This window comes from Streptomyces sp. NPDC059373 (assembly GCF_042751495.1).
GTDB lineage: Bacteria > Actinomycetota > Actinomycetes > Streptomycetales > Streptomycetaceae > Actinacidiphila.
Map to the genome: position 1 here is coordinate 594,481 of NZ_JBHYXC010000001.1, position 12,970 is coordinate 607,450.

Genomic DNA, 12,970 nt, shown 5'->3' on the forward strand with positions numbered 1-12,970 from the left:
CAGATTCTCTGCGGCGAGTGTGTGCGTGGTCACCGCTGCACCTCCAGCTTGACGACCTGGCCGGGGACGGCGCCGGTGTCGGACGCCACTCCCCCGCCCACGGAGTTGAGCGGGAGCCAGACGACGCGGTCGGGCATCGCCGTGACCTGGAGCGGAAGCCGTACGGACCCGGCCGGGCCGGAGACCTCCAGCAGCTGGCCCTCGGCCACGCCGACCTCCTCGGCCGTGGCGGCGGACAGCCGCGCCACCGCCGGATGCCGGGTACCGGCCAGCGCGTCGTCGCCTTCCTGCAGCCGCCCCTGGTCCAGGAGCAGCCGGTGTCCGGCGAGCACCGCCTCTCCGGACCCCGGCTGGGGCAGGGAGGCGGCCGTCTCCAGCGGCGGCGAGGCATGCGGCCCGTCGTAGGGCGCGAGCCGCGAGAGCTCGGCCCGGGCGGAGGTCACGTCCGTCAGGCCCAGGGGCACGTCGAGCGCGTCGGCCAGCATGGTCAGCACCCGCGCGTCAGGCATCTGGAGCCGGCCGACCGCCTGGTCGGGCTTGAGCGCGGCCTCGAAGAGCCGGGCGCGGCCTTCCCAGTTGAGGAAGGTGCCGGCCTTCTCGGGGACGGCGGCGACCGGGAGGACGACGTCGGCCCGGTCGGTCACCTCGCTCGGCCGCTGTTCGAGGCTCACGACGAACCCGGCCGCGTCCAGGGCCTTGCGGGCGAGCGCCGGGTCCGGCAGGTCCGCGAGTTCGACGCCGCCCACGAGCAGCGCCGCCAGGTCTCCCTTGGCCGCCGCCGCCAGGATCTCGCCGGTGTCGCGGCCGAAGCGGTGCGGCAGCAGGCCGACGCCCCAGACCTGGGCGACCTCGTCCCGGGCCCGGGGGTCGGTGACCGGACGGCCGCCGGGCAGCAGCCCGGGCAGGGCGCCCGCCTCCACGGCGCCGCGCTCACCGGCACGGCGTGGGATCCACGCGAGGGTGGCACCGCTGGCCTGGGCGAAGCGGATGGCGGCGGTCAGCGCGCCGGGGATGGCCGCCAGCCGTTCGCCGACCAGGATCACCGCGCCCTCGGCCCGCATCGCGTCGGCGGCCCGCTGGCCCAGGTCGTCCAGTCCCACGCCACCGGCCAGCGCGTCCAGCCATTCCGGTTCGGTGCCCGGCGCGGCGGGCAGCAGCACGCCGCCCGCCTTCTGCAGGCCCCGGGTGGTGAACGGCGCCAGCGCGTAGGCCTGCTGGCGGCGCTTGCGGTGGGCCTTGCGCAGCCGGAGGAAGACGCCGGGCGCCTCCTCCTCGGCCTCGAGCCCGGCCAGCAGCACGGCCGGTGCGGCCTCCAGCAGCCGGTACGTGACCCCGCTCCCGTCCAGGTCACGTCCGCGGCCGGCGACGGCGGCCGCCAGGAAGTCGGCTTCCTCGGCCGAATGCGTACGGGCCCGGAAGTCCACGTCGTTCGTGTCGAGCACGACCCGCGCGAACTTGGCGTACGCGTACGCGTCCTCCACCGTCAGCCGCCCGCCGGGCAGCACGCCGGTCCGCCCGCGGTGGAGGCCGCGTGCCGCCGCCTCCAGTGCTTCGGGCCAGCTGGCGGGCTCCAGCTCCCCGCTCTCGGCGTTCCGTACCAGTGGATGCGAAAGGCGCTCCGGCCGCTGCGCGTAGCGGAAGCCGAAGCGGCCCTTGTCGCAGATCCACTCCTCGTTGACCTCGGGGTCGTCGGCGGCCAGGCGCCGCATGACCTTGCCGCGCCGGTGGTCCGTACGCGTGGCGCAGCCGCCCGCGCAGTGCTCGCAGACGCTGGGCGACGACACGAGGTCGAAGGGCCGCGAGCGGAAGCGGTAGGCCGCCGACGTCAGCGCCCCGACCGGGCAGATCTGGATGGTGTTGCCGGAGAAGTACGACTGGAAGGGGTCGCCCTCGCCGGTGCCGACCTGCTCCAGCGCGCCGCGCTCCAGCAGCTCGATGAAGGGGTCTCCGGCGATCTGCTGCGAGAACCGGGTGCAGCGCGCACACAGCACGCACCGCTCACGGTCGAGCAGCACCTGCGTGGAGATGGGCATCGGCTTCTCGTACGTCCGCTTCCTGCCCTCGAAGCGGGTGTCGGACTGGCCGGCGCTCATCGCCTGGTTCTGCAGCGGGCACTCGCCGCCCTTGTCGCAGACCGGGCAGTCCAGCGGGTGGTTGATGAGCAGCAGCTCCATCACCCCGCGCTGCGCCTTCTCGGCGACGCCGGAGGTGAGCTGCGTCTTGACGACCATCCCGTCCGTACAGGTGATGGTGCAGGACGCCATGGGCTTGCGCTGGCCCTCGACCTCGACGATGCACTGCCGGCAGGCGCCGACCGGGTCGAGCAGCGGGTGGTCGCAGAAGCGCGGGATCTCGATGCCGAGCAGCTCGGCGGCCCGGATCACCAGCGTGCCCTTGGGTACGGAGAGCGGGATGCCGTCGATGGTGACGGACACCAGGTCTTCGGGCGGTACCGCCGCCTCTTCGGAGGGGGCGTTGGTCGTGACGGTCACGCGGTCACCTCCAGGTGAGACTTGTCGGCCCACACGGTGGACTTGGCCGGGTCGAAGGGGCACGCGCCGAGCTCGATGTGGTCCTCGTACTCCGCGCGGAAGTACTTGAGGGAGGAGAAGATCGGGCTGGCCGCGCCGTCGCCGAGGGCGCAGAAGGACTTGCCGTTGATGTTGTCGGCGATGTCGTAGAGCTTGTCGAGGTCGGACAGCGCGCCCTTACCGGCCTCGATGTCGCGCAGCAGCTGGACGAGCCAGTACGTGCCCTCGCGGCAGGGCGTGCACTTGCCGCAGGACTCGTGGGCGTAGAACTCGGTCCACCGGGTCACGGCCCGTACGACGCAGGTCGTCTCGTCGAAGCACTGCAGCGCCTTGGTGCCGAGCATGGACCCGGCCGCGGCGACGCCCTCGTAGTCCAGCGGGACGTCCAGGTGCTCGTCGGTGAACATCGGGGTCGAGGAGCCGCCCGGCGTCCAGAACTTGAGCCGGTGACCCGCCCGGATGCCGCCGCTGATGTCGAGCAGCTGGCGCAGGGTGACGCCGAGCGGGGCCTCGTACTGGCCGGGGTTGGTGACGTGGCCGCTGAGCGAGTAGAGCGTGAAGCCCGGGGACTTCTCGCTGCCCATCGAGCGGAACCACTCCTTCCCCTTGACCATGATCGCCGGGACGGAGGCGATGGACTCGACGTTGTTCACCACGGTCGGGCACGCGTACAGGCCCTCGACCGCCGGGAAGGGCGGCCGCAGGCGGGGCTGGCCGCGCCTGCCTTCGAGGGAGTCGAGCAGTGCGGTCTCCTCGCCGCAGATGTACGCGCCCGCGCCGGCGTGGACGGTCAGCTCCAGGTCGAAGCCGGAGCCCTGGATGTTGGTGCCGAGATAACCGGCCGCGTACGCCTCACGGACGGCCTCGTGCAGGCGGCGCAGGACCGGGACGGCCTCGCCGCGCAGATAGATGAAGGCGTGGTTGGAGCGGATCGCGTGGCAGGCGATGACGATGCCCTCGATCAGCGCGTGCGGGTTGGCGAACAGCAGCGGGATGTCCTTGCAGGTGCCCGGCTCGGATTCGTCCGCGTTGACCACGAGGTAGTGCGGCTTGCCGTCACCCTGCGGGATGAACTGCCACTTCATGCCGGTCGGGAAGCCGGCGCCGCCACGGCCGCGCAGCCCGGCGTCCTTCACGAAGGCGATGACGTCGTCGGGCGGCATCGCGAGGGCCTTCTTCAGCCCTTCGTAACCCTCGTGACGGCGGTAGGTCTTCAGGGTCCAGGACTGCGGGTCGTCCCAGAACGCCGACAGAACGGGTGAGAGCAGCTTCTCTTCCGAGTCCACCATGGTCACTTGTCCTCCCCGTCCTCTTCCGTGACCGGCCCGGCCGGGTGGTCCGGGTCGGAGACCGCGGACTTCAGCGGGGCATCGTGCGAGCTGGGGTGGGCCGGCGGCGTCTCGTCCTGCGGCGGCGGCGAGGGCTGGCGCGGTACGGCCGCCCCGGCACCCGGCAGCGATTCACCGCGGGCCAGCCGCAGTCCGGCGAGCGAGGCGTGGCCGGCTCCGCCGGTGGCCTCGACGGCGCCGGGGCGCTCGTCGGGGAACCCGGCGAGGATCCTGGACGTCTCCTTGTATGTGCACAGTGGAGCGCCCCGGGTCGGTTCGACGGTGCGGCCTGCCAGGAGGTCGTCGACGAGCCGCTTGGCGGACTCCGGGGTCTGGTTGTCGAAGAACTCCCAGTTGACCATCACCACGGGCGCGAAGTCGCAGGCCGCGTTGCACTCGATGTGCTCCAGCGTGACCTTGCCGTCCTCCGTGGTCTCGCCGTTGCCGACGGAGAGGTGCTGCTTGAGCTCGTCGAAGATCTGGTCGCCGCCCATGACGGCGCACAGCGTGTTGGTGCAGACCCCGACCTGGTAGTCGCCGCTCGGCTTGCGGCGGTACATGGTGTAGAAGGTCGAGACCGCCGTGACCTCGGCCGTCGTCAGCTCCAGCAGCTCGGCGCAGAAGCGCACGCCGGTGCGGGTGACATAGCCCTCCTCGGCCTGCACGAGGTGCAGCAGGGGCAGCAGGGCGCTTCGGCTGCTCGGATAGCGCGCGATGATCTCGCGGGCGTCGGCTTCGAGCCGCTGCCGTACGTCGGCCGGATAATCCGGCGCGGGCATCTGCGGGATGCCCAGGCTCACGTCTGTCACCGGTCGACGCCTCCCATCACGGGGTCGATGGACGCGACGGCGACGATGACGTCAGCGACCTGGCCGCCCTCGCACATCGCCGCCATGCTCTGCAGATTGCTGAACGACGGATCCCGGAAGTGCACCCGGAAGGGCCTGGTCCCGCCGTCGCTGACCGCGTGGACGCCGAGTTCGCCCTTGGACGACTCCACGGCGACGTACGCCTGTCCGGCCGGGACCCGGAAGCCCTCGGTCACCAGCTTGAAGTGGTGGATCAGGGCCTCCATGGAGGTGCCCATGATGTTCTTGATGTGGTCCAGCGAGTTACCGAGTCCGTCCGGGCCGAGCGCGAGCTGCGCGGGCCAGGCGATCTTCTTGTCGGCGACCATGACCGGGCCGGGCTGGAGCCGGTCCAGGCACTGCTCGACGATCCGCAGGCTCTGCCGCATCTCCTCCAGGCGGATGAGGAAGCGGCCGTAGGAGTCGCAGGTGTCGGCGGTCGGGATGTCGAAGTCGTAGTTCTCGTAACCGCAGTACGGCTGCGACTTGCGCAGGTCGTGCGGGAGGCCGGCGGCGCGGAGGATGGGCCCGGTGGCGCCGAGCGACATGCAGCCGGCCAGGTCCAGGTAGCCGACGTCCTGCATACGGGCCTTGAAGATCGGGTTGCCGGTGGCGAGCTTGTCGTACTCGGGGAGGTTCTTACGGAACTTCTTCACCAGCTCGCGGATCTGGTCGACGGCGCCCGGCGGGAGGTCCTGGGAGAGGCCGCCGGGCCGGACGTACGCGTGGTTCATGCGCAGGCCGGTGATCAGCTCAAAGGCGTCCAGGATCAGCTCGCGGTCCCGGAATCCGTAGATCATGATCGTGGTGGCGCCGAGCTCCATGCCGCCGGTGGCGATGGCCACCAGGTGGGAGGAGATGCGATTCAGCTCCATCAGCATCACGCGGATGACGGTGGCCCGGTCCGGGATCTCGGTGGTGATGCCGAGCAGCTTCTCGACCGCCAGGCAGTACGCCGTCTCGTTGAAGAATGGCGTGAGGTAGTCCATGCGGGTCACGAAGGTGGACCCCTGGGTCCAGGTCCGGAACTCCATGTTCTTCTCGATACCGGTGTGGAGATAGCCGATACCGCAGCGGGCCTCGGTCACCGTCTCGCCGTCGATTTCGAGGATGAGCCGGAGCACGCCGTGGGTGGACGGGTGCTGGGGGCCCATGTTGACGACGATGCGCTCGTCGTCGGCCTTGCCGACAGTCTCGGAGAGCTCGTCCCAGTCGCCGCCGGTGACGGTGAAGACCCGGCCTTCGGTGGTCTCGCGCTCTTCGGCCTGCTGGGGTGCGTGGTGGGTGGTCACGAGTACGACCTCCGCTGGTCCGGAGCCGGGATCTGGGCGCCCTTGTACTCGACGGGGATGCCGCCGAGGGGATAGTCCTTGCGCTGCGGATGGCCCTGCCAGTCGTCCGGCATCATGATCCGGGTGAGCGCCGGGTGACCGTCGAAGACCAGGCCGAAGAAGTCGTAGACCTCGCGCTCGTGCCAGTCGTTGGTCGGGTAGGTCCCGACGATCGACGGGATGTGCGGATCCGCGTCGGGCGCCGACACCTCCAGGCGGATCAGCCGGTTGTGGGTGATCGACCGCAGGTGGTAGACGGCGTGCAGCTCGCGGCCCTTGTCCTCCGGGTAGTGGACGGCGCTCACGCCCGTACAGAGCTCGAAGCGCAGGGCGGGGTCGTCGCGGAGGGTGCCGGCCACGAGGGGCAGGTGCTCGCGGGCGATGTGGAAGGTGAGCTCGTCGCGGTCGACGACGGTCTTCTCGATCGCGTTCTCCGGGAGGAGGTCCTGCTCCTCCAGCGCGCCTTCCAGCTCGTCGGCGACCTCGTCGAACCAGCCTCCGTACGGGCGGCTGGTGGCCCCGGGCAGCCTTACGGTCCGTACGAGGCCTCCGTAGCCGGAGGTGTCGCCGCCGTTGCGGGCGCCGAACATGCCGCGCTGGACGCGGATGGCCTCGCCGTGGTCGGCGCGCTGGCCGGGGAGGTTCTGGGCCTGGACGTCGCGGTCCGGGTTGGGGGTGTTCGGGGAGTCGGTCACCGCAGCAGCCCCTTCATCTCGATCGTGGGGAGTGCCTTGAGAGCCGCTTCCTCCGCCTCGCGGGCCGCCTGCTCGCGGTTCACGCCGAGCTTCTCGTGGCGGATCTTCTCGTGGAGCTTGAGGATCGCGTCCAGCAGCATCTCGGGCCGTGGCGGACATCCGGGCAGATAGATGTCAACCGGGACAACATGGTCAACTCCCTGCACAATGGCGTAGTTGTTGAACATGCCGCCGCTCGATGCGCAGACGCCCATGGAGATGACCCACTTGGGGTTCGGCATCTGGTCGTAGACCTGGCGCAGGACGGGGGCCATCTTCTGGCTGACCCGGCCGGCGACGATCATCAGATCCGCCTGCCGCGGTGAGCCGCGGAAGACCTCCATGCCGAAGCGGGCCAGGTCGTAGCGCCCGGCCCCGGTGGTCATCATCTCGATGGCGCAGCAGGCCAGGCCGAAGGTGGCCGGGAAGACCGACGCCTTCCGCACCCAGCCGGCGGCCGTCTCGACGGACGTCAGCAGGAATCCGCTCGGCAGTTTCTCTTCAATACCCATGCTGTGTTACTCCCGCCCCTTCAGTCCCATTCCAGGCCGCCGCGACGCCAGACATAGGCGTAGGCGACGAAGACGGTGAGCACGAAGAGGAGCATCTCCACGAGCCCGAAGATCCCCAGGGAGTCGAAGGTGACGGCCCAGGGATAGAGGAAGACGATCTCGATGTCGAAGACGATGAAGAGCATCGCCGTGAGGTAGTACTTGATCGGGAAGCGGCCACCACCGGCCGGATGCGGAGTGGGCTCGATACCGCACTCGTACGCCTCAAGTTTGGCCCGGTTGTACCGCTTTGGGCCGATCAGCGAGGCCATGAGCACGGAGAAGATCGCGAAGCCGGCCGCGAGGCCGCCCAGCACGAGGATGGGCGCGTAGGCGTTCACCGTCCCCGCTCCTTCCAGTCGACGATGACTGATGACGGACCGTGCCCGGGTGTGTGAGCCGCGTCACGAAGATCGCGTCCATGTGAGGCAGTTCACAAGCCCGAACCGCCTGCATCCTACGTCTCCCGGTCTGTGATCTGCGACACGGGGTTCACTCTCACCTTTGTGATCTACACCACCCGGTGAATGATCATGAAGTCGGATGAGCGGTGATCTTCTCACTCGTCACACTCAAATGATCACCAGAAGTCATATTTCACCACGTTACCCCTGGTCGCAGCGGTTGTTGCATTATCAAGAACCTTGCGACGCAGGCAAATTGGAGATGGACGGCGCGACGTGGTAGAGCCCGGCCGCCCGTGCGGGTGAGTCGGCAACCCCCGTGCTGACGCGCCCGGAAGCGCGTGAACGCGCGCACGAACAAATGGACTTGATGTCGCGAATGCCGGTTATAAGTAAGATCGAAAAACGGATGATAGCGGTACAGCGCCCTCAACTGTGGCGCATCGCACTTTTGTTGAGCGGAACCGCTCAGGCCTGATACCCAAGACTCCATGTCTTCTTCTCAGACCGATACGACCTCGCATATACGCCGTCGGCGACATGCCTCGCAGACCGCGCCCAACACCAACTGGGTGCGCCGCGCAGGAATCGCCGGCGGCGTCATCGGCACGCTTGCTCTGACCGGAATGTCGGCTCCGGCGAACGCCGACACCGCTACGACGAACGACCCGGCCACCACGGGCAGCATCCCGGTGATCCCCCTGTCGACGGCCACCACGGCCGCACAGGCCGTCGACGCGCTGGACCAGACCGCGCTCGACCTCCAGGTCCAGGCTGAGAAGGACGACGCGTACCAAGCGGCCCTCAAGCAGGCCGAGAAGGCCAAGCTCACCGCCGACCGCAAGGCCGCCGCCGCAAAGGCCGCCGCCAAGGCGCGCGACACCGCCGCCGCCTCCCGTTCCTCCGCGCGCACCTCGCTCACCTCCACGTCCTCGTCGGCGACCGGCAGCATCGCCGCTGTGATCGGCTTCCTCCAGGCCCAGGTCGGCAAGTCGTACGTCTACGGCGCCTCGGGCCCGTCCTCCTACGACTGCTCCGGCCTCACCAAGGCCGCCTTCGCGACCATCGGCGTCGACCTGCCACGCACCGCCGCCGAGCAGTCCACCGTCGGCACCGCGGTCTCCGTCTCCAACGTCCAGGTCGGCGACCTGCTCTTCTGGGGCGGACGCGGCTCGGCCTACCACGTCGCCGTATACGTCGGTAACGGCGAATACCTGGACGCCGCGAACCCCAGCAAGGGCGTCGTCATCCAGAAGATGGCCTACTACATGCCCACCTCGGCGGTACGCGTCGCCTGACGTTTTGTGCGGGGCCGCCGGCTTTGGGAAAAGTCGGCGGCCCCTCCCCCATTCACCGCGCGGGCCCGGGGCAGGTGCGTGATGCTTGGGGGAAGAGCCACCGTCGGGAGGCGCTGATGCACATCACTGACCTGACATCGGGCACACTCGCGGAGCTGCGGGCACGGCGGCCTTATCCCGCTGTCACCGTGGCCCTGCCGGTCCATCGCCGCCAGCGGCTGAACTCGGAGGATCCGGTCCGGCTGCGCAATCTCGTCGGCGAGGCCAAGCGCCGCCTCGAAGCCGATCCCGCGGTGTCCCGGGAGGCCCGCTTCGAGGTCGCGGCCCAACTGGACCGGGCCGTCACCGAGGTCGATCTCCGCCGCACCCTGGAAGGGCTGGTGCTCTTCGCGGCGCGCGGCGAGAACCACGTCTGGGACCTGCCGCGCACCGTGCCCGAACGGGTCGTCCTCAGCGACACCTTCGAGACCCGCAATCTGGTCGCGGCCCGCGAGCAGGCGCACCCGTACTGGGTGCTGGCGGTGTCGCTCAACCTCACGACGCTGTGGAGCGGCAGCTACGACGAGCTGCGCAAGGCCGAGACCGGCGGCTTCCCGATGGAACCCGAGATCCCCCAGCCCGACCCCGAGCACCAGGAGCGGGTCGGTGACCGCTTCGACCCGCTGCGGGGTGAAGAGGCCCGGCGCTACTTCCGTCAGGTCGACGTGGCCCTGCACGCGCTGCTCGCCGAGAACCCCCGGCCCTTCTACCTGGTCGGCCTGCCGCAGGAGCTGAGCCTCCTCGACGATGTCGGCACGACGGCCAAGTCGGCGGCCGGGCGCCTCCACAGCGGCGGCCTCGCCAACGGCCCCGCCCACGCGCTCGAGCAGGAGCTGCGGCCGGTGCTCGCGGCCGAGGCCGAGCACGAGATCGACCGGGTGGCCCAGCGGATCGAGAACGCGCAAGGCCGCAAGGTCTTCGCCGCCGGTCTGGACGAGGTCTGGCAGACCGTGCGCGAGGGCCGCATCGACCTGCTCGCGGTCGAGGAGGGCTTCCAGCGGACCGTCGTCGTCACGGACAGCCACCTGCTGCCCGCCGACTCCGAGGCCGCCGTCGGGCTCGCCGTCCGCGAGGACATCGTCGACGAGATCATCGAGGCCACGCTGGACACCGGCGGCGAGGTGGCCTTCCTCCCCGACGGCGCGCTCTCGGCACACGATCACATCGCAGCGGTGCTCCGCTTCTGAGGCTCCTCGGGCTGCTGGGCCTCCTCGGGCCGTAGGGCATCTTCGGACAGCTCGGTCTCTTCGGGCTGCTGGGCCTCTTCGGGCTTCCGAGCGCCCTCGGGTCTCGGTATGCGTTCGGCGGCCCAGCGCGCCCACTCCTCCCGCATCGTGCTGAAGCGCAGCCCGTACTCCAGCGCGAGGCGGCCGTTGACGGAGAGCGGGTCGTCGCCCCAGTCGACCGCGGCGTCGAGCTGCTGGAGCGCCTCGTGCTGTTCAGCGGCGCGGGCCGCCTCGGTCTCCAGGAAGGTCACGGCTTCCAGCGGCGTGAGGACGCCCAGGAAGAACACCCGTAGCAGCGCGTCGCTCCGCCTGACCCGGGTCGGCTCGGTCTCTATGAGCCAGTGCTTCAGCTCGGCCAGCCCTGCCTCGGTCAGGGTGTACTCCTTGCGCCCGCGCGGGCCCTCGGCCGCGACCTCGAGGAGGCCGGCGTCCGTGAGCTTGCCCAGCTCGCCGTAGACCTGGCTCTGCGTGGCGGGCCAGACGTTCGCGAGTGAGGTCTCGAAGAGTTTCATCAGGTCGTACCCGCTGGCCTGGCGGTCGGCGAGCAGTCCCAGAAGTGCGTGTCGGAGGCTCATACAGATGACTTTACCTTCCACTCTTGACATGTCAACCCTGGACCTTCTACTTTCGACATGTCAGAGAAGGAACTCCAAGGAACTCGGTGGGGGAATCCCATGAACTACCTGCGCGGCTTCATCCCGTGGATCGCGTTCGCGGCCGTGTCCACGATCGGCTGGCAGTGGGGCGCACTGACCGGACTCGCTCTCGGTGCATGGCTGCTGGTGAAGGCCCGCAGGGCCGGGGTCCCTGCCGACGCCCTGATACTCGAGGCCTGCACGGTGGGGTACTTCACCGCTCTTGCCGCCGTGGCCTTCGCCCTCCCCGACAGCGGACTTCGGCACTACTCGGGCGCGCTCTCCCTGGCCTGGCTGGCCGTCACCGCCTGGGCCACCCTGGCGTTCGGTCGTCCATTCACCACCGGCATAGCCCGCCGACAGGCCCCGCGCGAGGTGTGGGACAACCCGGTCTTCCTGCGCATCAACCGCATGCTCACCGCCTTCTGGGCCGGGTCCTTCACCCTCACGGCGACCGCCGCCGCGGTCGTGACCGCCGCCCACCTCGGCACCGTCGTATCGATCGCCGTCCAGGTCGCCGGCTTCGCGATACCCGCGGTCTTCACGGCCCGGTACCCGGACCGCGTCCGGGCGCGGCTGGGGGCGAGCGCGGTGGCGGCCGGCCGGCCGGTCTGACCGGCGGCGCGTCACCGGGGACCGGATACGCGCGCGCGGTCGGAGACCGTACTGGCTTGCGCGGCGGAAAGCGAACTTAGTCCACGGACAGGTGAAAAGGGCGCTTTCGACTGGCTCGGAGCGTGGTCGGCGGAGCAGGCTTCCATATCCGACTTCAGGCCGAAGCCCGTTCCGACGACAGATGAGTCAGAAGCTTTTGCTGAGTATCCCGAGTGCCCCGACTCTGGACGCCCGCGCCTCCGCCGGCCTCGTACGACGGTGGCGCCATGCCTCGGACCCGCGGGATCTGGCCGTCGTCTACGACGAGCTGCGCGCCGCGGGACCGTTGGTGTCCACCCCTTGGCGCGCCCTGCTCGTCACCGGTTACGACGACTGCCGACAGGTGCTCGCCGACCGGAACTGGCGCACGCTCAGCGCCTCCTGGCGCGACCGGCACCGGCCGGGCTGGCGCGACAGCCCGAGCACGGCAGGGCTCTGCGAGACGCCCCTGCAGCAGGATCCGCCCGAGCACACCGCGCGGCGCCGCCCGCTGGCGGCGGCGCTCACCCCCCGGGTGGTGGCGGACCTGGCGGCGTCCGTCGTGGAGCCGCTGGCCGACCAGTACGTGCGCGAGTTCGCGACCCGGGTCCGCCGGGAGGGCTCCGCCGACATCGTGGAAGCGGTCTGCCGTCCGCTGCCGACCGCCGTGCTCGCCGGGCTGCTCGGGCTGCCCGCGGAGGTCGACCAGGCATGGCTGACCGCCGAGAGCCTGGCCATGGTCCGCGTCGAGGAGCTTGCCAGCCCGCCAAGTGTCGTACGCCGGGCCGACCAGGCCGCCGAGGCCCAACTGGCCTGCTACGACCGGATCCTGGCCGACCGCCGGCTCCGGCCCACCGGCGACCTGCTGTCCCGCTGGGCGGCCGAGGATCCGGAGGGGGCGCGCTATCTGCTGCTGACGCTGTTCTCGGCGGGGGTGCCCACCACCGCCGCACTGCTGGCCGGCCTGGCGCAGGCCCTGGCGACCCTCCCGGACCTCGCGGCGAGGATCTGCCGCGAGCCGGACTTCGCCGACCGGCTCGTCGACGAGATGCTGCGCTGGGATCCACCGGGCCGGGTGGTGACCCGGGTCGCCGGTGCCGACACGGAAATCGCCGGGCGGCCGCTGCCCGAGGGCCAGATCGTCCACGCCCTCATCGGGGCCGCGCACCGCGACCCGGAGCTCTTCGCGGACCCGCACACCTTCGATCCCGGCCGTCCCCCGCAACGGCTGCTGGCCTACGGCTCAGGGCTGCACTACTGCCTGGGCGCCCTGCTCGCCCGTGCCCAGGCCACCGCTTTCGTGCGGGGCTTCGCCCGCGAACTTCCGGGCGCCCGGCTCGCCGCGCCACCGGTACGGCAGCCCGGGCCGAGCATGGCCGACATCACCCGCCTCCCCATCGCGCTCTGAGGAT

General features: G+C 70.3%; 12 protein-coding genes. 4 read left to right on the forward strand and 8 right to left on the reverse strand.

Annotated features, from left to right (window positions below; genetic code table 11):
- Positions 1 to 29 precede the first annotated feature (29 nt).
- The 7 genes from ACFXJ5_RS02795 to ACFXJ5_RS02825 are packed head-to-tail and all read right to left on the reverse strand — an operon-like array spanning position 30 to position 7,664.
- Entirely contained in the window at positions 30 to 2,492 is a 2,463-nt protein-coding gene (locus ACFXJ5_RS02795) for an NADH-quinone oxidoreductase subunit G (RefSeq protein ID WP_384625841.1), read from the reverse strand.
- Positions 2,489 to 3,820, reverse strand: coding sequence for an NADH-quinone oxidoreductase subunit NuoF (gene nuoF / locus ACFXJ5_RS02800; protein ID WP_384625843.1), 1,332 nt, complete (start codon positions 3,818 to 3,820; stop codon positions 2,489 to 2,491). The genes ACFXJ5_RS02795 and nuoF overlap by 4 nt, the downstream gene beginning before the upstream one ends.
- A 2-nt stretch (positions 3,821 to 3,822) precedes the next feature.
- The gene (nuoE, locus tag ACFXJ5_RS02805; protein ID WP_384626559.1) at positions 3,823 to 4,638 is read right to left on the reverse strand and encodes an NADH-quinone oxidoreductase subunit NuoE; all 816 of its coding nucleotides are present in this window, start codon (positions 4,636 to 4,638) and stop codon (positions 3,823 to 3,825) included.
- 26 nt (positions 4,639 to 4,664) lie between these two features.
- Positions 4,665 to 5,999, reverse strand: coding sequence for an NADH-quinone oxidoreductase subunit D (locus tag ACFXJ5_RS02810; protein WP_384625845.1), 1,335 nt, complete (start codon positions 5,997 to 5,999; stop codon positions 4,665 to 4,667).
- Entirely contained in the window at positions 5,996 to 6,733 is a 738-nt protein-coding gene (locus ACFXJ5_RS02815) for an NADH-quinone oxidoreductase subunit C (RefSeq protein WP_384625847.1), read from the reverse strand. The genes ACFXJ5_RS02810 and ACFXJ5_RS02815 overlap by 4 nt, the downstream gene beginning before the upstream one ends.
- The gene (locus ACFXJ5_RS02820; RefSeq protein WP_384625849.1) at positions 6,730 to 7,284 is read right to left on the reverse strand and encodes a NuoB/complex I 20 kDa subunit family protein; all 555 of its coding nucleotides are present in this window, start codon (positions 7,282 to 7,284) and stop codon (positions 6,730 to 6,732) included. Before ACFXJ5_RS02820 ends, ACFXJ5_RS02815 begins: the two co-directional genes overlap by 4 nt.
- A gap of 20 nt (positions 7,285 to 7,304) precedes the next feature.
- Complete coding sequence (locus ACFXJ5_RS02825; protein ID WP_127361492.1) at positions 7,305 to 7,664, reverse strand: NADH-quinone oxidoreductase subunit A; 360 nt, start codon at positions 7,662 to 7,664, stop codon at positions 7,305 to 7,307.
- A 554-nt stretch (positions 7,665 to 8,218) separates the two neighbouring features.
- Here ACFXJ5_RS02825 and ACFXJ5_RS02830 point away from each other — a divergent pair.
- Positions 8,219 to 9,025 (forward strand): C40 family peptidase, encoded by an 807-nt coding sequence (locus ACFXJ5_RS02830; protein WP_384625852.1) that lies wholly within the window; start codon positions 8,219 to 8,221, stop codon positions 9,023 to 9,025.
- A gap of 116 nt (positions 9,026 to 9,141) precedes the next feature.
- Positions 9,142 to 10,251 (forward strand): baeRF3 domain-containing protein, encoded by a 1,110-nt coding sequence (locus tag ACFXJ5_RS02835; RefSeq protein ID WP_384625855.1) that lies wholly within the window; start codon positions 9,142 to 9,144, stop codon positions 10,249 to 10,251.
- On the opposite strand, the gene ACFXJ5_RS02840 is transcribed toward ACFXJ5_RS02835, so the two are convergent.
- Positions 10,224 to 10,865, reverse strand: a complete 642-nt coding sequence (locus tag ACFXJ5_RS02840; protein ID WP_384625858.1) for a helix-turn-helix transcriptional regulator — start codon at positions 10,863 to 10,865, stop codon at positions 10,224 to 10,226. The genes ACFXJ5_RS02835 and ACFXJ5_RS02840 overlap by 28 nt on opposite strands.
- Positions 10,866 to 10,964: 99 nt before the next feature.
- Between ACFXJ5_RS02840 and ACFXJ5_RS02845 the strand changes: the two genes are divergently transcribed.
- Both ACFXJ5_RS02845 and ACFXJ5_RS02850 read left to right on the forward strand, forming a co-directional pair.
- A complete protein-coding gene (locus ACFXJ5_RS02845; protein ID WP_384625861.1) occupies positions 10,965 to 11,540 on the forward strand; it encodes a hypothetical protein in 576 nt (191 codons plus the stop codon).
- 181 nt (positions 11,541 to 11,721) lie between these two features.
- Positions 11,722 to 12,966, forward strand: coding sequence for a cytochrome P450 (locus tag ACFXJ5_RS02850; RefSeq protein WP_384625863.1), 1,245 nt, complete (start codon positions 11,722 to 11,724; stop codon positions 12,964 to 12,966).
- Positions 12,967 to 12,970 lie beyond the last annotated feature (4 nt).

Excerpts from the sequence above, each read along its gene's own strand:
- nuoF (WP_384625843.1), bottom strand. The coding sequence starts at position 3,820 with ATGGTGGACTCGGAAGAGAAGCTGCTCTCACCCGTTCTGTCGGCGTTC.
- nuoE (WP_384626559.1), bottom strand. The coding sequence starts at position 4,638 with ATGCCCGCGCCGGATTATCCGGCCGACGTACGGCAGCGGCTCGAAGCC.
- ACFXJ5_RS02820 (WP_384625849.1), bottom strand. The coding sequence starts at position 7,284 with ATGGGTATTGAAGAGAAACTGCCGAGCGGATTCCTGCTGACGTCCGTC.
- ACFXJ5_RS02830 (WP_384625852.1), top strand. The coding sequence starts at position 8,219 with ATGTCTTCTTCTCAGACCGATACGACCTCGCATATACGCCGTCGGCGA.
- ACFXJ5_RS02835 (WP_384625855.1), top strand. The coding sequence starts at position 9,142 with ATGCACATCACTGACCTGACATCGGGCACACTCGCGGAGCTGCGGGCA.
- ACFXJ5_RS02840 (WP_384625858.1), bottom strand. The coding sequence starts at position 10,865 with ATGAGCCTCCGACACGCACTTCTGGGACTGCTCGCCGACCGCCAGGCC.
- ACFXJ5_RS02845 (WP_384625861.1), top strand. The coding sequence starts at position 10,965 with ATGAACTACCTGCGCGGCTTCATCCCGTGGATCGCGTTCGCGGCCGTG.
- ACFXJ5_RS02850 (WP_384625863.1), top strand. The coding sequence starts at position 11,722 with ATGAGTCAGAAGCTTTTGCTGAGTATCCCGAGTGCCCCGACTCTGGAC.